Annotated in this window: 19 protein-coding genes; 11 read left to right on the forward strand and 8 right to left on the reverse strand. The window is 42.0% G+C overall.

Annotation, left to right across the window (positions count from 1 at the left end):
• Positions 1–8: 8 nt before the first annotated feature.
• Positions 9–2,327: a hypothetical protein gene (locus tag GTQ43_RS11080; protein ID WP_265272654.1), complete on the forward strand. Its 2,319-nt coding sequence runs from the start codon at positions 9–11 to the stop codon at positions 2,325–2,327.
• A 141-nt stretch (positions 2,328–2,468) separates the two neighbouring features.
• Here the strand turns inward: GTQ43_RS11080 and GTQ43_RS11085 are convergent, their stop codons facing one another.
• Positions 2,469–3,854 (reverse strand): DUF3370 domain-containing protein, encoded by a 1,386-nt coding sequence (locus GTQ43_RS11085; protein WP_265273737.1) that lies wholly within the window; start codon positions 3,852–3,854, stop codon positions 2,469–2,471.
• Positions 3,855–4,455: 601 nt separating this feature from the next.
• Between GTQ43_RS11085 and hisH the strand changes: the two genes are divergently transcribed.
• Together hisH and rsmD are read left to right on the forward strand one after the other, a co-directional pair.
• A complete protein-coding gene (gene hisH / locus GTQ43_RS11095; protein ID WP_265272655.1) occupies positions 4,456–5,091 on the forward strand; it encodes an imidazole glycerol phosphate synthase subunit HisH in 636 nt (211 codons plus the stop codon).
• Positions 5,092–5,239: 148 nt separating this feature from the next.
• Positions 5,240–5,806: a 16S rRNA (guanine(966)-N(2))-methyltransferase RsmD gene (gene rsmD, locus GTQ43_RS11100; protein ID WP_265272657.1), complete on the forward strand. Its 567-nt coding sequence runs from the start codon at positions 5,240–5,242 to the stop codon at positions 5,804–5,806.
• Positions 5,807–5,922: 116 nt separating this feature from the next.
• Here the strand turns inward: rsmD and petG are convergent, their stop codons facing one another.
• Positions 5,923–6,036 (reverse strand): cytochrome b6-f complex subunit V, encoded by a 114-nt coding sequence (gene petG / locus GTQ43_RS11105; protein ID WP_063721252.1) that lies wholly within the window; start codon positions 6,034–6,036, stop codon positions 5,923–5,925.
• Positions 6,037–6,245: 209 nt separating this feature from the next.
• Between petG and GTQ43_RS11110 the strand changes: the two genes are divergently transcribed.
• Positions 6,246–6,620, forward strand: a complete 375-nt coding sequence (locus GTQ43_RS11110; protein ID WP_265272658.1) for a c-type cytochrome — start codon at positions 6,246–6,248, stop codon at positions 6,618–6,620.
• Positions 6,621–6,818: 198 nt separating this feature from the next.
• Here GTQ43_RS11110 and GTQ43_RS11115 read toward each other — a convergent pair whose 3' ends face one another.
• Entirely contained in the window at positions 6,819–6,959 is a 141-nt protein-coding gene (locus tag GTQ43_RS11115) for a hypothetical protein (protein ID WP_265272659.1), read from the reverse strand.
• A gap of 370 nt (positions 6,960–7,329) precedes the next feature.
• Between GTQ43_RS11115 and GTQ43_RS11120 the strand changes: the two genes are divergently transcribed.
• On the forward strand, positions 7,330–8,067 hold the full coding sequence (locus GTQ43_RS11120; RefSeq protein ID WP_265272661.1) for a peptidylprolyl isomerase: 738 nt from the start codon (positions 7,330–7,332) through the stop codon (positions 8,065–8,067).
• Between the two features lie 262 nt (positions 8,068–8,329).
• On the opposite strand, the gene GTQ43_RS11125 is transcribed toward GTQ43_RS11120, so the two are convergent.
• Complete coding sequence (locus GTQ43_RS11125) at positions 8,330–9,226, reverse strand: ATP adenylyltransferase family protein (RefSeq protein WP_265272662.1); 897 nt, start codon at positions 9,224–9,226, stop codon at positions 8,330–8,332.
• 237 nt (positions 9,227–9,463) lie between these two features.
• On the opposite strand from GTQ43_RS11125, the gene GTQ43_RS11130 reads away from it, so the two are divergent.
• From GTQ43_RS11130 to GTQ43_RS11140, 3 genes are all read left to right on the forward strand, one after another.
• Entirely contained in the window at positions 9,464–10,729 is a 1,266-nt protein-coding gene (locus tag GTQ43_RS11130) for an HhoA/HhoB/HtrA family serine endopeptidase (protein WP_265272663.1), read from the forward strand.
• 294 nt (positions 10,730–11,023) lie between these two features.
• Positions 11,024–12,664: an adenylate/guanylate cyclase domain-containing protein gene (locus tag GTQ43_RS11135; RefSeq protein ID WP_265272664.1), complete on the forward strand. Its 1,641-nt coding sequence runs from the start codon at positions 11,024–11,026 to the stop codon at positions 12,662–12,664.
• A gap of 307 nt (positions 12,665–12,971) precedes the next feature.
• The gene (locus GTQ43_RS11140; RefSeq protein WP_265272665.1) at positions 12,972–16,391 is read left to right on the forward strand and encodes an EAL domain-containing protein; all 3,420 of its coding nucleotides are present in this window, start codon (positions 12,972–12,974) and stop codon (positions 16,389–16,391) included.
• A 130-nt stretch (positions 16,392–16,521) separates the two neighbouring features.
• Here the strand turns inward: GTQ43_RS11140 and GTQ43_RS11145 are convergent, their stop codons facing one another.
• Positions 16,522–17,145 (reverse strand): Uma2 family endonuclease, encoded by a 624-nt coding sequence (locus tag GTQ43_RS11145; RefSeq protein ID WP_265272666.1) that lies wholly within the window; start codon positions 17,143–17,145, stop codon positions 16,522–16,524.
• A 248-nt stretch (positions 17,146–17,393) separates the two neighbouring features.
• Between GTQ43_RS11145 and GTQ43_RS11150 the strand changes: the two genes are divergently transcribed.
• From GTQ43_RS11150 to GTQ43_RS11160, 3 genes are all read left to right on the forward strand, one after another.
• Positions 17,394–18,761: an NAD-dependent succinate-semialdehyde dehydrogenase gene (locus tag GTQ43_RS11150; RefSeq protein ID WP_265272667.1), complete on the forward strand. Its 1,368-nt coding sequence runs from the start codon at positions 17,394–17,396 to the stop codon at positions 18,759–18,761.
• Positions 18,762–18,931: 170 nt separating this feature from the next.
• A complete protein-coding gene (locus GTQ43_RS11155) occupies positions 18,932–20,575 on the forward strand; it encodes an acetolactate synthase large subunit (RefSeq protein WP_265272668.1) in 1,644 nt (547 codons plus the stop codon).
• A gap of 545 nt (positions 20,576–21,120) precedes the next feature.
• Positions 21,121–21,288, forward strand: a complete 168-nt coding sequence (locus GTQ43_RS11160) for a hypothetical protein (RefSeq protein ID WP_265272669.1) — start codon at positions 21,121–21,123, stop codon at positions 21,286–21,288.
• Between the two features lie 392 nt (positions 21,289–21,680).
• Here the strand turns inward: GTQ43_RS11160 and GTQ43_RS11165 are convergent, their stop codons facing one another.
• The 3 genes from GTQ43_RS11165 to GTQ43_RS11175 all read right to left on the reverse strand — a co-directional run bounded on the left by GTQ43_RS11165 (position 21,681) and on the right by GTQ43_RS11175 (position 25,335).
• Positions 21,681–22,610 (reverse strand): hypothetical protein, encoded by a 930-nt coding sequence (locus GTQ43_RS11165; protein WP_265272670.1) that lies wholly within the window; start codon positions 22,608–22,610, stop codon positions 21,681–21,683.
• 218 nt (positions 22,611–22,828) lie between these two features.
• Positions 22,829–23,221, reverse strand: a complete 393-nt coding sequence (locus GTQ43_RS11170; RefSeq protein WP_265272671.1) for a hypothetical protein — start codon at positions 23,219–23,221, stop codon at positions 22,829–22,831.
• A gap of 719 nt (positions 23,222–23,940) precedes the next feature.
• Positions 23,941–25,335 carry a toll/interleukin-1 receptor domain-containing protein gene (locus GTQ43_RS11175; protein WP_265272672.1) on the reverse strand — a complete coding sequence of 465 codons (1,395 nt, stop codon included), beginning with the start codon at positions 25,333–25,335 and terminating at the stop codon, positions 23,941–23,943.
• Positions 25,336–25,355: the final 20 nt, after the last annotated feature.

The raw sequence follows: 25,355 nt of genomic DNA on the forward strand, positions 1-25,355 counted from the left end.
TCGATAATATGCAAGCTAAATTCAATCCACTACAAGTTATTATCAATCCACCTGGAATTCAATTTGGGATGCCAGGAGATACCATTGAACTTTATATTGTTGTAATCAATCAGGGAGATCAAAGCGCAGTTATTGACTTATATTTTGTTTTTGACGAAGTATTTCAAAATTTAACCGGTTGGTCTACTTCTCCTAGAGAAAGTTTAGCATTAGCTCCCCAACAGAATAGTGACGAAGTAAAATTTGAGTTTCAAATTGTTGCAAATGCTCTCCCCGGAACCTATGACTATACATTAGTTATAGATTCTCCTCAACATTATCCTCAAGATACACCCATAACCTTCCCCAACCAAATTAAGGTTCTCCTACAAGAACAGACTGCAATTCGGGTGAACGACCCGACATTTTCTATTAGACCGAACACAAACCCCAACAAGCCACTAATTTTTAAGCCTGGTGAACCTCTGCAAGTAGAGGTAATAGTTGACAATCGCTCTTATCTCGTAGACAGGTTTCGCCTAAGTTGTCCAGATTTAGACGAAGATTGGTTCACAATCAATTATCCCGGAACTGGATTTGAGGGAACAGGGTTGGTGTCTGATGTGACCGCACTAGAACTAAACCCTGGTACTCAAGGTCAAATATTGTTGAAATTTCATCCACCTGGGGATACCCTCGCTGGAAGCTATTCTCCCACAATCCGCTTGTATTCAGAAAACTCTCCCGACTTAGTACTACTGGATTTGGTGTACATCCAAATTCCGACAAATTATCGCCTAGATATAGAACTTCATACCATTTTAGGACAAGTTAGCCGGAGTCTGGGCAAATACGAATTATCACTAGCAAACCAGGGTAATATTGTCCGAGAACTGATATTAAGCTTAAAAAGTCGAGACGAAGAAGAACTATATAGTTTCAAATTCGATCCCACCGAAGTCAGATTATTACCTAATAGAAGTGCTGTAGCCAATTTGATGGTCAAACCCAGACCTTGGTGGCGACGACCTTGGTTTGGTGCAGGGTTAATAGTCAACTTTCAACTCGACATCAAAGACCAACAAAATTTACCTCTACCTAACACATTACCTCAAGGAAGTTTGGTATGGAAACCCCGTCCTTGGTGGCAATTTCTTTTGTTAATTTTGGCAGTTTTGGGGTTATTGGGAGGGATAGGATTGATCATTTGGCGAATTTTAAACCCCGATCCTTTGAGATTAGAAAATTTTAGTGCTAATAATCCTCGAATTACAGAACAAGAGGATGAGGTAGCTTTAAAGTGGGACATTCACAATTATCAACAATTGCAAATGTTGCTTCTGATAGTTAAAGGTTCCCAAGCAAGTCAGCCTATTACCTACGATTTTAGGAATGGCATTCCTGAAACACTTGGCAAAGGAAGTGCTAATGAAATACCTCCTTGTCAGGTACAAGAGAAACAAGAGCTAATTTGTAACAACGTTAAAACTGGAGTGAAAACCAAAGGAAATTACACTTTTGAATTACAAGCTTTTTATCGGAATGGCCTACCAATATTTTCTCCAAAGACCCAAGTGGCAAGCCAAATAACGCAAGTAGAAATAGCTGAAAAACAAATTGCTGAAGTCCTGAGTTTTCAGGCAGATAAACCACAGTATATCAAAGGTCAAAATATTCTTTTAAGTTGGGCAATTGCCCGTCCCTTATTATTGGCAAAAGTTCAACTTGCTGGCAGTGCAGATGATTCTACATCTTATGGTGAACCAATTATTTATAAATTCAATCAAGGTAATCTTACAGACCCTAAACTTAAAAAGCTATGTACACAACAAAACCAACAGCTACGATGTACAAATATTCCTCTAACAGCATATAAAGCTGGTAAATTTGGCTTTGAAATCAAAGCTTTTTCTAACAATGGAAGTGATAAGATTAGTTCTAAAAAGACTGAATCTAAAATAGAAATATTACCTAAACCATTTAAGATTGTTTCTTTCACAATCAATGGTAGCGAACAACAAAATCTAGAACTGAAAGAAGGAACAACTGCTACTCTGAGTTGGAGAGTAGAAGGGGAAAATATTCAGGTTAAACTTCAGCCATACGGAGATGACGTTCCACTAGCTGGTTCAAAGCAGCTTCCAGTGAATCTAGCCTTCCCACCTCAAATTTCGCTGCAAGTTAATGATATATCTAATAAACAACAACCCCAGCAAAGAGGATTTGCAATCACAGTCATTAAGAAAGTAGTGCCTACTCCTGTACCTAGCATTAACCCACTTCCACCTAGTCTACCATCTAATAATAGCCCATTTCAGAGTCCTTTGCCTCTAAAGCAAGGTTTTTAGCAGCGATCGCCATCGCTAAGTTAATTGTTAAGATATCTATTACTTAGACATCTCCAGAAATTAAATATGCGTTATGCAGAACCAGTGTAGAGACGTAGCAGTGCTACGTCTCTACATTCTTTTTCACCAGATGTTTATTGATTACCGACTTTGAGCTTGGGTTGAGACTGTTAATACTTGCGGTGGTGTGGCATCCGGCGGATAGAGAAAGTCTACTTCTACTAAAGAGCGATCGCCAGGTTTCATATTTAATGAAAGTAAGGGTTCCCCTGGTTGACCCCTCTTTTGCACTAAATGCACAAACTGAGTTTGCGGCTGATTTTGCTCATCTTTGTAACGTACCCGCACTGTCCCTCGGAAAAATACTTCCCTGGCTGGTGTACTCAGAAAACGTAACCCTGGTTTGACTAACTGATTCTCCTTGAGTGGGGTTTGTATGGATACACTCACAGTTTGAGGACTTTGAGTATTGTTGTATAGCGGTAACTTGAGATCATATTGAATCCCATAGTTGCCATGAGCGCGATATGCGGTGTCAGGATAGCGCACCAGCATAGTAGCACTTTGAATTTGACCAGTTCCTAATGTTCCCCCATGCACCGTACTCAAAGCGTAGGAAAACCCTTGACCAGGTTGGGGAATAGTTAGATATCTAGCTTTAGGATTATCTACTAATAAGGCTCTCCAGCGTGAACCGCCAGCCACTCCAGCAACACGCCCATAAATTCTTGGCTTGCCAGTTTCCTCTAGGGGAGTGGGGGCTTTATCTCTTGGCCCAGCCAAATCGCCATTATCTAGTAAATTCTGCCACTCTTCTAAGGTTGGCGATCGCTCACTGCCATCAGGATTTACGCGTGCAAACATCGCTAGGCTAGCTGCATAAACAGTTCCATTACTTTGCAGTCGAATCAATGTAGACCGACCATTGAGAGGTGGTGTCAATCCCTGCACAGGAATTGGTAAATTTAGTAACATCCGACTCTGTTTTGCTGGAATCTCAATTTGGGCAGGGAAAATCTCTTGTCGCTGTCCTCTAAGCACATCAGACATAACGCGATCGCCCGGGCCCGCAAAAATTGTCCCTAAAGGATTTTGGCTAAAAGATGGTAACTGAATAAATGGTGCATCCGGTTGACTCAAATAACTCGCTGCTTGCCAAATATTTACCTTCACTGCTTCTGAACCAGGGTTGTGCAAAATTATCCCTAAATAGAGCGATGTCTCCGACGGGCTAGGCCTACGCAAATTATCTGACGGTTCGGCTTTAGCAACATGATGGACAAAAATATCAAATCGTCCTCGAAAGGGAAAATTCAAATGCGCTGTTGGCACTTTTTTGCCATTTGGTGGAAAAGTAGAGAGTAAAATTCCTTCTTTCAACACCAATTCTGGACTATTACTGTTAAAAGTTGGCACTGTATCTAATTGACCTGGTAAAGGACGTACTTCTTGTGGTTGTATGACTTCTTCAGGTGGTGTCACAGGAGTTGATTGAGCTATTGGAAAAATTAGTAACAATGGCAACATATACTTAGATATTTCTTTCACCATACAGACATTAACAACCTGATGAAAGTGCCAGTTTGTTAATAATTAATACGAAATCTAGAAGAATACCCATCAAGTTTTCTTGATTTAGAACCGGAGCGCGAACAAAAATACGAGGAGTCGTGAGTTTATTTTAGGCTAAGTAGTCCAACACTGAATAGTAAAGACAAATTTACCGCAGTGTTGGCTAATCTAAATTGCAGTTACTCCCGCCACGAATTTTTCTAAATCAACTTCTGTCTGTAAAACAATTTTTTCACAGCTAGCAACTGCTTCCACACTTAATTGTAAGGATTGCAGCCCTAGCTGTGACAGATGATGTATTCAGGTTGAATTGCATTGATTTTTTCCATTACCTGAGTACCGGCCAGTTTCATCTCTACGGGTAACAGGCGTAAAAAACTTAAGTCATCTGGTATCAGATCGAGTTTGGTAACTTCAAGTAATAAATCATCTGAAGAATTCGACTGTTGATATTTTAGGCAAATGTCAAAATAAGTTAATAGAATTCTTTTCTTCATAACAAATATTATTTAGAATAGAAAAACCCTCCATTAATAAATTTACAAGGAGCAGGTAAATGCCAGTAATTGCGGTCGTAGACTACGAGATGGGAAATTTGCACTCAGTCTGTAAAGGCTTGGAAAAAGCTGGGGCAACTCCTAATGTTACTTATTCTCCAAAGGAATTAGAGCAAGCAGATGCAATAGTCTTACCAGGAGTGGGAGCATTTGATCCAGCAGTGCAACACCTGCGAGCGCGTGGTTTGGAACAACCTATTAAAGAAGCGATCGCATCTGGTAAACCTTTTTTGGGAATTTGTTTAGGACTGCAAATTCTCTTTGAATCAAGCGCAGAAGGTACCCAACCAGGACTAGGAATTATCAAAGGAAAAGTGCGCCGGTTTCGTCCAGAACCCGACATTACTATTCCTCACATGGGTTGGAATCAACTGGAAATGACTCAGGCAAAAAGTATTTTGTGGGAGCATTTACCGTCCGATCCTTGGGTATATTTTGTCCATTCTTACTATGTTGACCCAATAGACCCCCTAATCCGTGCAGCAACCGTCACCCACGGTACTCAAACCGTCACAGCTGCGATCGCTCGCGAAAACCTGATGGCAGTTCAATTTCACCCCGAAAAATCTTCTAATATCGGATTGCAAATCCTGTCTAATTTTGTTGCTCAAGTCCGCGAAAAAATTCCTGCCTAATACTATTTTTGTCATTTGTTCTTTATCTTTTGTCTAAAACTAATGACCAATACTTCTCTCTACAAGAGGCTACGCCAACGGCAACTCTTAGAGACGCTGTTCGCGTTCGCTCGCTCAATAATGAGCAATGATTAATGACTAATAACCAATGAGCCTGAGAATTTACGGAAATCGCCAACTAAAAACTTTACCAGGTAAAGAAACTAGACCTACCAGTGCGCGGGTAAGAGAGGCAGTCTTTAATATTTGGCAGGGAGAAATTGCAGGTTGTCGCTGGCTAGATTTGTGTGCCGGTACTGGTTCAATGGGCGCAGAGGCTTTGTGTAGGGGAGCCAGCCTGGTAGTAGGAATTGAACAATCGAGCCGAGCCTGTGCCACTATCCAACAAAATTGGCAGCAGGTAGCTAATACCGACGAGCAAGAATTTCGGATATTGCGGGGAGATATTACGCAGCACTTAAAGACTTTATCAGGCAAGCAATTCGATAGAATTTACTTTGACCCACCTTATGCCAGTGGATTGTACCAGCCAGTATTAGAAGCGATCGCTCACTATCAACTTTTAGAACCTAGTGGCGAAATTGCAGTTGAACACGCCTCACAAGGTTGGACACCGCCAGAGATTCCCTCTTGGGAAATTTGCCGCGAGAAACTTTATGGCAACACATCACTAACTTTCTACAGAATTTCGGAGTCAAAACTTACAGGCAAATAATTCAGGAGTGCTGAGTGCTGAGTGAATAACTCCTCCTAAATCCTGTAGAGACGCGATTAATCGCGTCTCTACTCCTAAATCCTGTATAGACACGATTAATCGCGTCTCCTAACTCCTCAACCGCCCAACTGATTAGGACGCTTGTATTGCTTATAGGCAGCGTAAAACAGTCCGGCGAGGGTGACGAAAACTAGACCAAGGACAATACCTGATAGCAGGGGTTCAACCACTGGAAATCTCCTCTTTGTAATTATTAAATATTCGTTGCCTGTTTTTGATTTTACCAAATTTAGTATGAATCCTGCGTCTTACAGACTTTTTGAAGGCGACTGCCCACAAAAAAATAGTCTTCTGTGCTTGCAGACACGATCAAGAACTTTTAAGCTATGTGTAGGAAATGAAAACTTTTTAGCACACCTAGACTTTCACCGCAAACCTTTTGGATAACCAGATTACCAAACCTGAAATTTTGATTCAGCGCATCGTTTTATTGACGCTGGCCATACTGCTATCAATCCCTTTGGGCTTTTTTGGTGTTCAGTTGGTTCAAGCCTCCGATCCTTATGTCAAGAGTGTTTTATCCCTAACAGGAAACCCAGTTCAAGGACACGCGATCTTTCAAATTAACTGTGCTGGTTGTCATGGTTTGGAAGCAGACGGGCGAGTAGGGCCCAGTTTGCAAGCTGTTTCCAAGCATAAGTCTCAATATGGATTGATTCATCAGGTAATCAGTGGCGAAACCCCGCCAATGCCAAAATTCCAACCTAGCACCCAAGAGATGGCGGATCTTTTGAGCTATTTGGAGTCGTTGTAGACGTTAGATTTTTTGGTTGCGGGATACTGTCGTTCCTTGGTTCACATTTCGGATAATCAGTTTTGAAACGAGGAGGATACTGAGATCAACTTCTGCTTTACTAAGGAAACAATACACCCATAGCATCTGAGGGTAATAATACAGCCACATTGGACATTACATCGTTCCTCCGATTTAGCAACAGGCGATCGCTACTTTTTAGTTGTTGCAGATGACTAAGACTACAACAACTAACAAATATACGTTGGCAATCAAGGCAACGATCAAAGACAATAATGTTTGGGTGGTAGCAATTAGCCTGTATACTAAGATAGACAGTTCAACTGTATATTTTGTCATTTGTACGTAAAATTCCTCATAAAAACATATATAAATTGTATATTTTAAAGTATGTAATTATTGAAAAAGTGAGGTTAGTGTACCGAACTCGGTAAGATTGAGACAAAAGCTCCTAATAAATAGGCTATGGTTTAGCTTCTTTAACAAACTAGTACAGTGCGGCGGAAATAAACCACCCATTCCAAATCAATAAAACCCTCATGCTGTATTCGTTTTTAATTTTTAATTTTTAATTCCGCCCTGCGGTACTAGTACGTCACGGTGGAAATAAGCCACCCATTTAAAATTGCTAGACATCCTACAAAATCAGCGTTCTTTCTTTTTACTTTTGCCTTGTTGTACTAGATATTCTTAAGATGCCCGAAAGCTAATGACTGAAGCGATCCAAATCGGTAATCGTACAATTACAGCAAGTGAACTAATTTCCTTGCTGGCAAATTATCAAATGTTGCCACAGTTGAAGCGAGAATTAATCATCGATGAGGCGATAGAGCAAAACTCACGCTCTACGAACATAGCAATACAATGTACACCGGAGGAATTAGCCCAAGCTAAACAGCAGTTTTATGCTGAAAAACAGTTCAAAAGTGAAGAAGACATCCAGGCTTGGATGGCACATCAAGGCTTGACTCCCGAACAACTAGAAGTTATTACCACTCGGAAGCTGAAAATTGAAAAATTCAAGCAAGCCACTTGGGGTAATAAACTCGAATCCTATTTTTTCCAGTCCAAGGCGAAACTAGACAAAGTAATTTATTCTCTACTGCGAACCCAGGATATAGGAATTGCCCAAGAACTTTATTTTCGGATTCAGGCAAAAGAAAACTCCTTTGCTGACTTGGCGCGGGAATACTCACTCGGGCCAGAATCCCAAACTGGCGGCTTAGTGGGCCCAATTGAACTGAATGCACTACATCCGGTGATGGTGCAAATGCTTTCTAGCAGTCAACCAGGTCAGATATTGCCCCCTACTCGCATTGCTGATTGGTTCGTGATTTTGCGGCTGGAAAAATTTATTCCCGCACAACTGGATGAATTTATGAAAGTGCGGCTGCTGAATGAACTATTTGAGATTTGGCTACAAGAACAAAGCAGCCAATTTAATTAAAGCCGCAGGTTGCGTTTCACAGCAAGCACTTTCAGCGATCGCAAAGTGATAAAGAGCGTGTTTATACAATACCTTAGCCAAAATAAAAGGATGAAAAGAGAGCGTCTCGACATTACTTTTTCACCAGATGTCTACTAGAGTACTCCAAGTAAAAAAAATGCCCAATTGTCATTGCTTCGCTTCTCTACGAGACGCTTCACGAACGCTCGCAATGACGGGTTTTGGATCGTTTATTTTTTGGAACACTCCTACAAAAAATTGATTAAGATAAAGCAACTTTTTTGAGAATGGTCATTGGCCCTTGGGCTTTAAGAATCTCCATTTCAGTCGTGTTTCGCACCAACAAAGCACCAGCGAATCCTAATGAATTAACAGAGATAGATTGGAAATGCTCATGCGATCGCGGTACGATTAACATCCATTCTCTTGTCGCTAACATATTGTAAGCACCACATTGCTCTGCATCCAAACTTACAGCCCCTAACAAACTGCGATAAACTTCCAACGTTGCTTGGGCTGCTGTGAATGGCGACTCCATCCCATGAGGATTTAGTGGCGCGAAAGCGTGTACAAAAGGAAGCTTTACTAAAGTTGCGTTCGAGTCTTGAAATTGTGCTGCTGTCAACAAAGGTTCAATTGGTATTTGTGGCCCTGAATATGCAAGTGGTAATGGTACTAATTGCAAGTGTTTGTGTCGCTGACTAGCACCTGCGCTTTTGCCACTGTTGTAAAATGCTAAACCATCGATATCAGCTAAACACGCCCACATAGCTGCAAAATCTTCCAGAGTCAGCAAACTTTCCTGTTCCTCGAAGGCGCGGGTAATAATAAGCAGGTGATAGTCAACAACATTATATTTATTTAAAATACATACATGAGTATCAGAGATATCTGCTACAAATAAATCCTCTTCATAAGGCAAAAAAGGATTAAACTCTTGACCAGAGATAGCAGATTGTTTTTCCTGTTTCTCCTTAGCTGCTTTTTTGCGATTCAGGTTAGATAAAATCCGCACCAAAAAACCCACGCCATCCTGTTCGACAAATTCAAATTCTGTCGGAATCGACAGCAGCGCCCCGCATTGCAAAGCATATTCAGTTTTTTCTTTAACACTTGTCCATAAAGTGCCAGGTTTCAGTAAGATTTTTCCCTGTGCCATTTTATTCCTTTAGGCATGGTATGGAACACGCAGTCAAGTTAACGCGAAATTGGCGATTAGAAACCGCCCTAGCTCTAAGTTTACACTCCTGACAACTGTGTGCCCCTAGGAAGGAGTATATTCCAATACGGTTTAATAAAATACCAAAGCTTTCACAACAACGCAATACCTCCGCAACAAAACTGTCACAAATCATATCTACATTAGTAATACATATAAATATCCTTCCAGACAGCAATGCAAAACCAATCTCGTGATGGAGAACACCCATCAAATAGCATTTTATCCAACACTGCTGATGTCAAATACCACAATCGAGCGCCCTGGAAAAAGGCTGCTGCCTCTCTATCACTGGTGCTGCTGGGATCGGGTATGACATTAGCCGGCGGCTATATGGCTGGACATTCTCAGCAAGTATCTGAAAGTGCATCTAATTTAGCAGTGAGTCGAGTCAGTGCCGCCCCTCCATTAGCCGCTGGCACAGATCCTAACTTTGTTACCCAGGTGGTGCAAAGGGTTGGCCCGGCTGTGGTGCGAATTGATTCTTCCCGAACCGTAAAAGCCCAGATACCAGAGGAATTTAACGATCCATTTTTTCAGCGCTTCTTTGGCTCTCAAATGCCACAACAACAGAATCGGGTAGAGCGGGGGACTGGTTCAGGTTTTATTATTAGTGCTGATGGTCGTATTCTGACTAACGCTCACGTAGTTGATGGTGCTGATACAGTAACAGTTACACTCAAGGATGGACGGAGCTTTAAAGGAAAAGTATTAGGAAAAGACGACTTGACTGATGTTGCTGTTGTCAAGATTCAGGCAGATAATCTGCCGTTAGTAGCATTAGGTAACTCAGATAAACTGCAACCAGGAGAATGGGCGATCGCGATCGGCAACCCCCTTGGACTAGATAATACAGTAACTACTGGCATCATCAGTGCTACCGGACGTAGTAGCAATCAAATCGGTGCCCCCGATAAGCGAGTAGAGTATATTCAAACTGATGCAGCGATTAATCCTGGAAATTCCGGCGGCCCCCTCCTAAATTATCGTGGTGAGGTAATTGCCATGAATACAGCCATTATCCAAGGGGCACAGGGATTAGGCTTTGCGATTCCTATCAACACAGCACAACGCATTTCTAGTCAACTAATAGCTACAGGTAAAGTAGAACATCCTTATCTGGGAATTCAGATGGTAGGGTTAACACCTCAACTAAAACAAAATATCAACTCAGATCCCAATAGTGGCTTGAGTGTGAATGAAGATAAAGGTGTATTAGTTGTGAAAGTTGTACCAAATTCACCAGCTGCCAAAGCAGGGATACGTGCTGGTGATGTGATCCAAAAACTTGGCGGGCAAGCAGTCACAGATGCTAGCAGTGTCCAAAAGGTAGTAGAAAATAGCCAAGTTGGGGGCGATTTGCGGATGGAATTACGTCGGAATGGGCAAAATCTTAACATCGCTATCCAACCCGGTGCTTTCCCCATACAACAAGTACAATAAGCTCTCTAAATAGCCTTTTCAGGCAGTTTTTGAGTAGTTTACATTGACCAAACCCCTTTAAAAGCTCGTTTCCAGCCTAAAGGCTGGAAACGAGCTTTATTCCCAATGCCCAATGCCCAATTCCTTGTTAGTTCGGTTAAAAATTCCACAAAATAGCCTCTTTCAATGTAATATCCGTCACATACACTTGTCGGAATGTAGTTAACAGTGTCATAAAGAAAAGGTGAAGGTTAACCTGTAGGGTATAACTTACCTGAGAGTTGCTTGCACCTCTAGCTTTGATGGATCACACTCATGACTGAACTCAAGCTACGTCTAAAAGAAGGAGATACGGAGACAACGATCGCAGTTGATAAAGATATATTCACAATTGGTCGTTTGCCGGAATGTAACTTGTACTTACCTTTTGCGGGAGTATCCCGCAACCATGCTCGCCTAGTGAAAACGGCTGGAGGTGTATGGACTATTGAGGATCTGGGCAGCAAAAACGGGACGCAAGTCAATAAAAATTTTGTAACCTGTCTCCAAGAGTTACATCACGGTGACATTATTTGGCTGGGCAATGTTAGCCTGGTAGTGCTACTCACAAGCCCTGTCTACCAACCCGCACCTGAGTATCCTGGAATTTCGGAAAATAATGAGCAGAGAACAATTCTGCACAATGTTGAACAATTACAACAGCAATGGATTGCAGCTGATAGCAAAGATGGTAATATCAGCAATAAGGATAAAACCATTGCCCGTCTCAAAGATTTAGTAGATATTGCTAAAAATCTTTGTGCAGCAGCATCTATAGAAGAGATTTTTTCTCAAGTACAGCAAGTAGTTTTTCGTTATCTTGATAGTATCGAACGCTTGGCGTTATTAATTGATGTTAATAGTTGCGGTCAACTAGAGTTAGTGAACGCTGCCACCAGAAATATTTCTCAACAAAAACATCTCCCCTCAGATGGCAGTTGGATTAGTCGAAGTATCTGTCAAAAGGTATTTGACGAAAAAGTTGTCATTCAAACCGCTGATACCCATCAGGATGAACGATTTGCTAGCGAACAGAGTATTTTAGTTAAAGGCATTCGCAGCGCGATGGCAGTGCCTTTATGGGATGAAAATAAAGTTGTGGGCGTACTCTATGCCGATGCCAATCTTTCTTCTTACCATTGGGCAAATGAAGGCGAGGAAGAACTCAGCTTTTTTTCAGCTTTAGCAAACCTTGTCGCTTCTAGTGTGCAACGTTGGCTACTGGTAGAAAAACTCAAAACCGAAGAGATGATTCGTCACCGACTAGAACGCTATCATTCTCCAGCAGTTGTGCAGCAGCTGATCTCTGTAGGTGGCTTACCAGGTGGTCGTTTAGCGCCCGCAGAGAGCGAAATTAGTATTTTGTTTGCAGATTTGGTGGGCTTTACGGCAATTTCGGAACGGTTAACACCAACTGCGATCGCTCAACTATTAAATAATTTATTTGAAGAAATGCTCAAAGAAGTGTTTACTTGCGGCGGCACTTTAGATAAATATATTGGCGACTGTATTATGGCATTTTTTGGCGCTCCAGAACCGCAAGCAGATCACGCCGATCGCGCTGTTACTGCTGCCAAAGGAATGCTCACTCGTCTAGAACATCTAAATGCCAACGGTTTTTGGCACGAACCTTTACAATTACGCATTGCGATTAATAGCGGTAAGGCTGTTGTGGGAGATGTCGGCAGTTCTCAAAGGGTAGACTATACTGCATTAGGCGCGACAATTAATCTTGCTGCTCGCATGGAAGCAGTTTGTCCCCCTAGTGAATGCGTGATTAGTCAAGCGACTCATAAAATGCTTTCACTGCCTTCAGACTTTCAAGAAATGGGAGATTATCGTTTCAAAGGTATTGAGCGATTAGTTAAAGTCTATCAGACAAATTTGCAGCAAACGCCAACAATTATTGGTCATTAGATGGAGTACTGAGTGTAATTCGTAATTCGTAATTCGTAATTCGTAATTAAAAATCGGGTTAGAGTCACGACCTTATAAAGTAAAGTTGCTGCCCAGATCCCCGACTTCTTCAAGAAGTCGGGGATCTAAATTCGTCTGAGTGGTTCAATAGCTCAAAAACTTTTTTAAACTTTCTCTGGGGAAGTTTTTTAGTATTTGAGTAATATCAAGTAACAACTTAATTAATTTTGTGGTAATTAAGGAATATTAAATATAAATATAAAATAAATTTAAATTTAAAAATCTTATCGTGCAATTAATAAAAATTATGAGTGATTCATCTAATTTAAAAATTATTACTAAAGCGTCCCAAATCATGGCATTCCTTGTCGGAGGATTCAGTGTCATTTTGGGATTGGCAGTGATGCTTGCATGGCATACTCACTTTAGTGCCCTGCTCCAAATTCTGACAGATTCTCCTCCTATATGTTACAACACTGCTTTAGCATTTTCGCTAAATGGCTGGGCATTATTGGCACTGATGAAAAGGTGGCGACGACTGGCAGCCGGATTGAGCTTATTAGTTATTTTAATTAGCGGCTTGACCTTAGCTGAATATATCTTTCAGGTCAACTTTGGTATTGACCAACTGTTTATACAAGACTACCTGACAGACAGTCTTCCGAAATCAAACAGCACCTTGAAAATCAGTGAACCTATCCACCAATTTTTGATTAAAGTTGACAGTCCCTTGCCTGGTCGTTCATCCCCCAATACAGCATTAGGGTTGACTCTATTGGGTCTAGGAACGCTGTGCTTATGTGAAATAACGACGAGAAGGCGTTTGTTAATAGTCGCCGGACTCTCATCAGCAGCAGCGATCGCCATTGGATTTGTAACATTACTCGGCTACCTTAGTGATGCAATCACAGACTACAAATGGGGATATCTCACAGGCGTAGCGGTTCCGACCGCAATAGGTTTGCTCATGGTTGGGGTTAGCCTCCAACTTATAGCTTTTGGGAGAGTTGATCGTCTGCCACAATGGTTTGCCTTCAGTATTGGTTTTGGGGTTCTAACTGCAAATCTCTTCCTCTGGGAAGCAATAAATAGTTGCAAGAATATATTGATTAAGCAGCTATCAAATATTACCGATGAAGTTGAATTGCTGCTATCTCCAGTAGCTAGCTTAGTACTGCTAGAGGGATTAATACTGAGCTTACTTGTGACGCTAGGTCTCTACTTCGCTCAACTTGCTTGGCAGCAAGCAACCAAGTTAAAAGAAACAAATCATCACTTGTTAGAGTTTAACTCATTGCTTCAGGCTACCCTAGAATCCACTGCCGATGGCATTCTCGTTCTTGATGCCGAAGGGCAAACAACCAACTTCAATACTCAATTTATGCAAATGTGGCAAGTTCCAGACTCGGCACTCAAAACGATGAAATGGGGACAGGAACAGCCCATGTTGTCTTTTCTTGCCAGTCAACTCCAAAACCCGGAAGCATTTTTGCTAGCGACTAAGCAAATGTTTAACCGCCCAAACTATGAAACTTATGATGTTTGGGAATTTCAGCATGGTCGGGTTTTTGAATTATATACTCGCCCGCAGTGGATTAGCGATCGCCCCGTCGGACGAGTTTTCAGCTTTCGGGATATCACCAAGCGGCTACACGCAGAAAGCGCTCTAAAAGAAAGTGAAGAGCGGCTACAACTCTCACTCGAAGGCTCTGGTGATGGTTTATGGGACTGGAAAATTCTCACTGACGAGGTTTATTTTAGTCCTCGCTGGTTGGAAATGCTGGGATACAGCGTGGGAGAACTCCCAGGTAATATTAACACTTGGCAGGGGTTGATTCATCCTGAAGACCAGCCTTGGGTAATGGAAACCTTGAACACTCATTTTCAAGATAGCGAGCATCCTTATAACTTTGATTATCGAGTTCTAACTAAATCCGGCCAATGGAAATGGATTGCCAATTACGGCAAAGTTGTCACCCGCGATCGACATGGTAATCCCATGCGGATGGCAGGGACTCATAAAGATATCAGCTTACGCAAGCAAATGGAAGAAGCACTCTTTCATGAAAAAGAATTGGCGCAAGTCACCTTACATTCCATCGGAGATGCGGTGATTACTACAGATGCAATGGGCAAAATTGAGTATTTTAACCCCGTCGCCGAAATGCTTACAGGTTGGAATCAGCAAGAGGCACAAGGTTTACCTCTAATAGAAGTCTTTAGAATTTTCCATGAAACGACACGAGAGCCAGCAGAAAATCCCGTAGAAAAAGCTTTAAAATCAGGACAGATTGTTGGTTTGGCAAATCACACAGTTTTGATGACCCGTGATGATAGCGAAATTGCCATTGATGACTCAGCTGCTCCAATTCGCGATCGCTACAATCAAATTGTCGGTGCAGTCATGGTATTTCATGATGTCACCCAAAACCGCAACCTCTCCCGTCAACTCTCTTGGCAAGCGAGTCACGATTCTCTAACTGGGTTAGTAAATCGCCACGAGTTTGAGCAATCCTTAGAACAAGCAGTGATTAGCGCCAGAACACAAAACTTACAACACGCTTTATGCTATTTGGATTTGGATCAATTCAAGATTGTTAACGATACCTGCGGTCATGCAGCCGGTGATGAACTCTTGCGGCAAGTCACAACACTATTGCAAACTAAAATCCGCCAGACAGACGTATTAGCACGACTAGGCGGAGATGAGTTTGGTGTGCTACTTTACCAATGTTCTCTAGAGAAAGCCATAGGGGTTAGTAATATATTACGTGAGACTATTCAAGAGTTTCGGTTTGTCTGGCAAGATAATGTTTTTTCTATTGGTGTCAGCATTGGCTTGGTAGAAATTAAAGCGGACAGTGAGAACCGAGTTAATCTCCTCAGCCATGCCGATGCTGCTTGCTACGCCGCCAAAAATAAGGGACGGAATCGCGTTCATATTTTTCAGTCTGACGATGAAGAACTCTTACAACAGCGTGGTGAAATGCAGTGGGTGGGAAGGATTAACAAGGCGTTAGCAGAAAATCGCTTTTGCTTATATTCCCAACCCATTGCGGCCATTACCTCCACAGCGACACCAGAAAATCATTACGAAATATTGTTACGCTTGCGAGACGAAAAGGGTAATATAGTCGCACCGATGGCATTTATTCCCGCAGCCGAACGCTATAACCTGATGCCAACAATTGATCGTTGGGTGATCAGCACTCTTTTTAAGCATTGGTCATTGGTAGCAAACGACAGCAAGAATATTTATGCCATCAACTTGTCAGGTACTAGTATCAACGATGAGAAGTTTATTGACTTTTTGCATCAGCAATTTAGTTTATATCAAGTTCCACCAGAATTGATTTGTTTTGAAATTACAGAAACCGTGGCGATCACTAACTTGACAAAAGCGAGTCAATTCATTCGTGAACTTCAACAGTGCGGCTGCCGTTTTGCCTTAGATGATTTTGGTAGCGGGATGTCTTCTTTTGCCTATCTTAAAACCCTCCCAGTAGATTATTTGAAAATCGACGGCGGATTTGTTAAAAACATTATCGAGAATTCTGTAGATGATGCGATGGTAGAAGCGATTACCCGCATCGGTCATGTTATGGGACTGAAAATGATCGCTGAATTTGTCGAAAATGACGCTATTCTCCAACGAGTTAAAGCACTCGGTGTTGATTATGCTCAAGGTTTCGGGGTCGCTAAAGCACATCCCATCCTTTGGTATTAAATTAATTCGTATTATTTTAAGTACTTGGACAAAATTAATTACACAATGTCATTGCGAATGAAGCAATTCGCTTGCGGTTGGGATTGCAACGCTTTGCTCGCAATGACTATAAATATTTTTGTGCAACTACTTACATCGTCGTCCCAGCGCCAAAAATTTGCTCTGCGGTCAAATTCAACTGTGGAAAAGTTGCCGACTGGATACGGTCATCTCCTCGAAATTTACTAACGCGATACTCACCTTCTTCTAAAGCGCAAACCAAAATAGTAGGTTGTTTGGGCTTGCCAATAAATTCTCTACCACCCAGTGCAGCATAATCAATAATCCAGTATTCAGGAATTCCCATTTGTTCATAATCGGCGTATTTTTTCAGATAATCATCACGCCAATTTGTACTCACCACCTCAACCACTAGAGAAATAGATGCTGCTTGAGTAACAGTTGATTCTTTTTTCCACAGAGGTTCATTAACTAAATTCGGAAGATTTAAGAGTAGGACATCTGGCGAGTAAGCTGATTCGTTCTCAACTGGTTTAACTAATACTGTTTTTGGTATGCCATAGGGTAGGCTGAGGCGACTATATTCTAAAGTGATTTTTGTAGATAGAAATACAACAATTTCTTCATGGTCGCCTGTAGGTTGGGGCATCTCAATTATGACTCCATCACGTAATTCATAACGTTTCCCTGTGTTATCTGGATATTTAGCAACGAATTCGTCAAATGTAACCAGTTTGCTTAAGGCTTGAGTCATGGCTAATTACTCTATGGCTGGCATTGGTAGAAATCGTGTGCCCATTTTCGCAACTTTACTTTCATTTAATTCATCAATATTAATACTTACTATTTGGTATAAATTAATTCAATTTAAATTGCAAAATTGTAATATTGAGCAGCTAATTTTTAACTAAAAGATTAGAATTTGGGTGGTAGCTTCCCCAAATTATATATATAAAACTAGGAAGCCAACAGTCAAGCTATTTTTTAACGGGAGGTCAGGTAATGGCGATCGCCACCATTAATCCCGCCACTGGGGAAACTTGTCAAACCTTTGAGCCGCTCAAAGATGCAGAAATTACCGCTAAACTCGATTTAGCTAATCAGACTTTTGAGGAGTATCGTCAAACTAGTTTTTCGGTGCGATCGCAATGGCTGCAAAAAGCTGCTGATATTTTAGAGCAAGACAAAGCAGAATTTGCGAAGTTAATGACTCTAGAAATGGGTAAGCCATTGAAAGCTGCGATCGCAGAAGTCGAAAAATGCGCCGCCGTTTGTCGCTACTATGCCGAACACGCCCCTAGTTTTTTAGCTGATGTCAGTGTAAAAACTGATGCCAGCCAGAGTTTTGTACGTTATCAACCAATGGGGGCAATTCTCGCGGTGATGCCGTGGAATTTCCCCTTTTGGCAAGTGTTCCGCTTTGCTGCACCAGCACTCATGGCGGGAAATGTCGGCTTACTCAAACACGCTTCTAATGTACCGCAGTGCGCCTTGGCAATTGAAGATATTATCCGCCGCGCAGGTTTTCCTGAAGGTGCGTTTCAAACTCTATTAATTGGTGCTTCCAAAGTCGCCGACTTAATGGCTGATGACCGCGTAAAAGCTGCCACATTAACCGGAAGCGAACCAGCAGGTATATCCCTCGCCGTTGCCGCCGGCAAACAAATTAAAAAAACAGTTTTGGAATTAGGAGGAAGTGACCCGTTTATTGTGTTAGAAAGTGCTGACTTAGAGACAGCAGTTGTCACAGCTACTACAGCGCGGATGTTGAATAACGGGCAATCATGTATTGCAGCGAAACGTTTTATTATCGCCGAAGCGATCGCCGATAAATTTGAAAAATTGCTTTTAGAAAAATTTGAGGCGCTAAAAGTAGGCGATCCTATGGAACCGGATACCGATTTGGGGCCACTAGCAACACCTGGTATTCTCCAGGATTTAGACCAACAAGTACAAGCTGCTACAAAAAGTGGTGGTAAAGTCCTCATCGGCGGACATCCTTTATCAGATCGTCCAGGGAACTTTTATCCGCCAACGATTATCATAGATATCCCGCCAGAAGCAGCAATTGCTAAAGAAGAATTCTTTGGCCCGGTAGCCTTGTTATTTCGGGTTCCAGATATCGATGCTGCCATTAAACTCGCTAATGACAGCCCCTTTGGATTAGGTGCAAGCGCTTGGACAACCAACGACCAAGAAAGCGATCGCTTAGTTGAAGAAATCGAAGCCGGTGCCGTATTTATCAACAGTATGGTTACATCCGATCCTCGGTTGCCCTTCGGTGGCATCAAGCGTTCTGGATATGGCAGAGAATTGAGTATCCAAGGTATACATGAGTTTGTCAATGTGAAAACCGTGTGGGTGAAGTGATTATGGGTAGGGAATGGGGGAGATGGGGGAGATGAGGGAGATGAGGGGGACAAGGGGGAATTATTGAATAGTCTCTTCCTTGTCTCCCCCCTCTTCCTTGTCTCCCTTGTCTCTTCATTTATGCCCAATTCCCAATTCCCATTATTTATTGTCAATAGTTAGGAAATAAAATGAATACAGCAGAATTATTGGTGCAGTGCCTAGAAAATGAAGGAGTACAATATATTTTTGGACTCCCTGGCGAAGAAAATTTGCACGTTTTAGAAGCGCTAAAACATTCTTCCATTAAATTTATTACGACTCGTCATGAACAGGGTGCGGCATTCATGGCCGATGTCTACGGACGCTTAACCGGAAAAGCCGGAGTATGTCTTTCTACTCTAGGCCCTGGGGCAACTAACTTAATGACTGGGGTAGCAGATGCTAACCTCGATGGTGCGCCCTTAGTGGCGATTACCGGTCAAGTGGGAACAGATAGAATGCACATTGAATCCCATCAATATTTAGATTTGGTGGCAATGTTTGCCCCTGTTACCAAGTGGAATAAGCAGATTGTACGACCAAGTATTACACCCGAAGTAGTACGGAAAGCATTTAAGCGATCGCAATCAGAAAAACCCGGTGCAGTTCACATCGATTTACCAGAAAATATTGCCGCCATGCCTGTAGAAGGCAAACCTTTGCGTAAGGATAATAGCGAAAAAACTTATGCATCTTTTGCTAGCATTCGGGCAGCAGCAGCCGCAATTTGCCAAGCAGTTAACCCATTAATCTTAGTCGGAAATGGAGCAATTCGCGCTCACGCAAGTGATGCAGTCACGCAATTTGCCACATTACTGAATATACCAGTTGCTAATACCTTCATGGGTAAAGGTGTGATTCCCTACACACATCAATTAGCTTTGTGGTCAGTGGGATTACAGCAAAGAGATTTTATTACCTGTGCCTTTGACAACACAGATTTAGTAATCGCGATCGGCTATGATTTGATTGAGTTTTCTCCCAAGAAATGGAATCGGAATGGTGAAATTCCCATTGTGCATATTGGGGTAAGTCCGGCAGAAATTGATAGTAGTTATATTCCCAACGCCGAAGTTGTGGGAGATATTTCCGATTCCCTTTATGAAATTTTAAAATTAGCAGATAGACAAGGTAAACCCGATCCCTTTGCTATTAGCTTAAGGTCAGAGATTCGGGCTGATTACGAACAGTATGCCCATGATGATGGATTTCCCATTAAGCCGCAAAAGTTAATTTATGACTTACGCCAAGTAATGGGCCCAGATGATATCGTTATCTCTGATGTTGGCGCACATAAAATGTGGATGGCGCGTCATTATCATTGCCATAGCCCCAATACTTGTATAATTTCTAATGGCTTCGCAGCTATGGGTATTGCTATTCCTGGCGCTTTAGCAGCAAAACTCGTTCATCCTAAACGCAAAGTTGTTGCTGTCACAGGTGATGGCGGCTTTATGATGAATTCTCAAGAATTAGAAACAGCCTTGCGTGTCGGAACACCCTTTGTCACCATAATCTTCAATGACGGTGGCTATGGTTTAATTGAGTGGAAACAAGAAAATCAATTTGGTAAAGGAAACTCATCATTTGTACATTTTAGCAATCCTGATTTTGTTAAATTTGCCGAAAGCATGGGTTTAAAAGGCTACCGAGTTGAATCGGCCTTAGATTTGATTCCCACTTTAAAAGAAGCCCTCGCTCAAGATGTACCCGCCGTGATAGATTGTCCGGTAGATTATCGGGAGAATCACCGCTTTAGTCAAAAAGCCGGCGAGTTGAGTTGTACGGTGTAAAAAGTTAGAATTTAAGAGTTAAGAGTTAAGAGTTAGGAGTTATTTATTCCTAACTCCTTTAGTGTTTTGGTAGGTTGCGTTACGCCAAAGGCTAAGAGGTTGTTTGAAAAGTATTTACCTGTGATTTTACGCACTTGTTGATCCTCCCTAACCCCCTTAAAAAGCTACGGTGTACACCAAAGTCCCCCTTTTTAAGGGGAGCCACTGCGTTGGGCGGGTTCCCCGACTTGAAGCACGTGGCGTGGATTTAGGGGGATCTAAAACATTTTGCTACTAAGAAAAGGACTTTTCAAACATCCTCTAAGACTCAATTCCAACTAAAAACTCGTTGACTTCTGACGTTTTACTTAAATATCTAACTTAAAGCTATATCAGCTTACTACTTATGATAGTTACTCAAACTCACTTGGATAAGTGAAAGTAATGAAAGTGATGAGTAAGAGTAAATATACTTAGCAACTGAGGTTCGAAGCATGGACTCGACAGGTAAGGTTCAATTTGTGGACTCGTCCTGGTGCGTTCCACTGCCATTGAAGGAGTATGCAATGAGTCGAGTGACTGTCTACTTTTATAGTGATGGATGGGTTCCAATTAAATATTGTTCTTTGCAAAAGGCAATTTTGCTTTACTACAAAGCAAATCTAGAAGGCAAAGAGATTTTATTATTTCCTGCTGATTTAGACCCTAATAACTTCTCCAACTCTTTTAATTAAAATGCATTGAAGTAAACGATTTAAAAAAATCTTGGCGACAAATGAATCAGCGATAAAGGCGTACATCTATATATAGATGTACGCCTTTACTTATAAATAGATAGAGCGGATGTATGAGCCAGATACACAACTACGGGATTTTGAAAATGTGCGTTTGACATGGAGCGGAGCGGAACATGGGTTGAGAGCAACGCCATAAAGGGCGCTCTTACTGGGGCGGAGTCTGAGAGCTTCTCCGTCTCAGTTATTCCCCCCTGCTCCCCTGCCTCTTTTCACCTCATGAATGAATTAGACATCTCCAGAAATTAAATATGCGTCATCCACAACCCTTGTAGAGATGTAGCAGTGCTACGTCTCTACATTTTTTTTGGAGATGTCTATTGCATAAAGATTTATAAAGGGAAAACGTCTAAAAATTCATTCCCGTTAATCACAGTTGTCCAGTGCTGATATTTACCAGGAGCATCTTTTTCGCGGGGATCTACTTTTACCAAAGGCATAAACTCATTATAATGTTCGTTGGAACTAGCTCCAACCATACATCCAGCAGACCAGCCTTTCACTGGTTCATCAGGACGATCGCCATCTGGATTATCAGTTGTATGTTGATCTACATAAAAATTATTATTGGTATCAGGGACTCGTTGCTCACCACGCAACACTGTGATATCTCCGGTTTGTATTAGAGCTAATTGGTCTTTATGGTGGCCAACGCTCCATGCTTGGAACTGCCAGGCTTTAATATCTGCACAGCCTTTGTCATTCATTGGATGTTCCCAATAATATTCTCCAGGGTCACAAGTGGCTAACCAATTACCTACAAAGCTGGGGACTTGGTTTTTGATTACCAACACACAACGCCGATCGTTCCAGACAAAAGGTTGATTTCCATTCCATTGACCATTGCAATCTAAACCTCGGAAATAAACGATGTTAATTTCCCCATTGTTACCATTTGTGCTGATATGTTGATTGTGTAAGCTCATCCACATGACAGTTCGGCTTGGCCAATCGCCATTGAGTTGGAATCCAGGTATTAAGTTAGTTGGCTCAGTATTTAGTAAACTGGCAGCAGTATGAGAACCAATTCCTGGCTCAGTAATATTTTGAAAGTGTTTATAAGTCGCCAACGCCCTAGCAGATTTTGCCCCCCACAGTCCATCAGGTGAATTCAATAGCCAGAAATCTTGTAGTCGAGACTGTAATTGTTGTGCCAAGTTTTTATTTGCAGCGATCGCTTCATCATCTGGGAGTTGAGTTATTGAGCCGTTAACTAAACCGTAGAGTAAGGAATGAGAACTTTCAGTAGATGTAACTGTCATATACCCTCTTGTTGATTATCATTTTTGGTATAACCTATACTCCACGCAATTTGGTCTAAATTACGGTTTCTTTTTTGACTATGTCAGCGATGCGATCGCTTCTGTAATTCAACACCCACGTTTTAACTGTAGAGACGCGATATATCGCGTCTCTACATTCTTTTTTGGAGATGCCTAATGGGCATCATTTACCGCAAATGATGCTTACTTGTTACTCGTTACGCTGTCTGTAGAGAAGCCGCTTTTGAGTCTGCGGTGGATTTTAGCCTGGTGATAGTGGCTTTACGAATGCGATCGCTTTTGCGTACTCCGCCTGTCATTTCGTATTCTCGGCTGTCTTTGCCATACTTTAACGCTACACCACTGACTAAGCGTTCTGAAGTTTCGCGGATAGTCTTTTCAAGAGTTTCTATTTCTGCTTTTGCCGAGTCAAGGGCGGTTAGCATCATATTATACTGGTCAATCTGGTTGCGGAGTTGCCCGGTTAACTGGGTTAAATAACTTAAACTGATAGAATCACCAAAGTCAAGGCTGGAATTAATTGATTTAAACCCGATTACTTTTTGTTCAGTTTTTTCTAAAAGGGGAGAGCTTCTTTTTTTGCGTGGCATCAATGTATACTTTTTACTAAACTTATCTTTCTAGAGTGTCTCAATGGGACAATATATTGGTTCAGTAAAACTTGCAAAAAAAGGTGTTTTTTGTAATAAGATTTGGCTACTGACTCGGTAATTACACGATGCTAGACAACAAATTGTTGAGAATAGACTTGTGTTCTGAACAAATGGATTTGTGTTCTGAACAAATAGACTTGTGTTCTGAACAAATAGACTTATGTTTTGAATGAATGGACTTGTGTTCTGAATGAATGGACTTGTGTTCTGAATGAATGGACTTGTGTTTTGAATGAATGGACTTGTGTTCTGAATGAATGGACTTGTGTTCTGAATGAATGGACTTGTGTTCTGAATGAATGGACTTGTCCACTTGATTACTTATTAAACCCGAAGAAACCCACTCCAAGAATAAGGCTACGGTGTACACACAAGTCTGAAACAGCTGATTAACCAAAGTTTTACCCCACCCTAACCCTCCCCTTATAAAGGCTACGGTGTACACACAAGTCTTTGAGTCATTATTATTTTTCTCTCGCTGTATGAAACCACCCTGCTTTTTAAAGGGGGCTAGGGGGGATCGAGGTTTCAGGTTTTAAGTGCGTAAGTCCTGTTTTTACACATTTGGGATGCTCCCGTCTTCTTGTAGCAGCAATACAGCTAGTTTCTGAGCAGTTTGATTGCACACCGGAGAGATGAATAAGACTGAGAATATTTTACCCACCAAATAAACGCCCCCAAAAACCCTTCTTCTCATTCTTATAAATATCTAAGTTCTCACGAAACAGAGTGCTACTAGGATCGAGGCGAACAGCTATTTCCAATTCTGCGATCGCTTCTTCCAACTTCCCTTGAGCTTTCAGCGCAACCCCCAGGTTATTGTGAGCCATTGCAAAGTTTGGGTCGAGGCGCAGGGCTTGTTGATAGGCAGCGATCGCTTCTTCCAACTTCCCTTGTTCGTATAGCGCATTCCCCAGGTTATTGTGAGCGTTTACATAGTTTGGGTCGAGGCGCAGGGCTTGTTGGTAGGCGGCGATCGCTTCTTCCAACTTCCCTTGTTCGTATAGCGCTAACCCCAGGTTATAGTGAGCGATTGCAAAGTTTGGGTCGAGGCGCAGGGCTTGTTGGTAGGCAGCGATCGCTTCTTCCAACTTCCCTTGAGCTTTCAGCGCAACCCCCAGGTTATTGTGAGCGTTTACATAGTTTGGGTCGAGGCGCAGGGCTTGTTGGTAGGCGGCGATCGCTTCTTCCAACTTCCCTTGTTCGGACAGCGCTAACCCCAGGTTATTGTGAGCCATTGCAAAGTTTGGGTCGAGACGCAGGGCTTGTTGGTAGGCGGCGATCGCTTCTTCCAACTTCCCTTGTTCGTATAGCGCATTCCCCAGGTTATTGTGAGCCATTGCAAAGTTTGGGTCGAGGCGCAGGGCTTGTTGGTAGGCGGCGATCGCTTCTTCCAACTTTCCTTGATTGTGCAGCATAACCCCTAGTACATGATGAGCATATACAGAGTTTGGGTCAAGGTTGAGGGCTGCTTTATATTTGACGGCTGCCTCCTCTAACTTTTTAGCTTCGCTCAAACGATCTGCTTCGTTGATCAGGCTTGTGACTTGATATTCAAGTTCTTGTGTTGTTTGTTTTGGGCGTGAGGAATTGGAGTTTTCAACTAATCGCACTGCCTCCCGAATTCCCTTAACAACTTCTAAGAATGCCTCATCTCGGTCATTCCAGCTTTTTATCGGTTTGCGATTACTAGGTAGTGGCGACAGTTTATCAATGGGGGGAATTTCCCAATCTGCGTAGCGTAGCAGCACTGGGATAACACAAGCCTTACCTGCTGCATTCTGCTCTAATGCTCGTGTAACTTCAACTGTCCAGTGATAATCAGAATCGATAAAATCAGGGCTGATGAGTAATAATATCAGCCCAGCCTGGTTTAAATGCTCATCTATTTCGCCTTTGATTTCTTGCCCAGGGATAATTTTGCGATCGTTCCAACTGTTAATAATATTTTCCCGACGCAAAGACGCAAGTGCTGTATCTAACTGTCTTCGTAGTTCCTCATCCTCTTGGTGGTAAGAAATAAAAACTTCAATAGACTTCATAGTGGGCATAGAAATTGGCTTGCTGTTTT

The organism is Nostoc sp. KVJ3 (genome assembly GCF_026127265.1).
Classification (GTDB): Bacteria; Cyanobacteriota; Cyanobacteriia; order Cyanobacteriales; family Nostocaceae; genus Nostoc.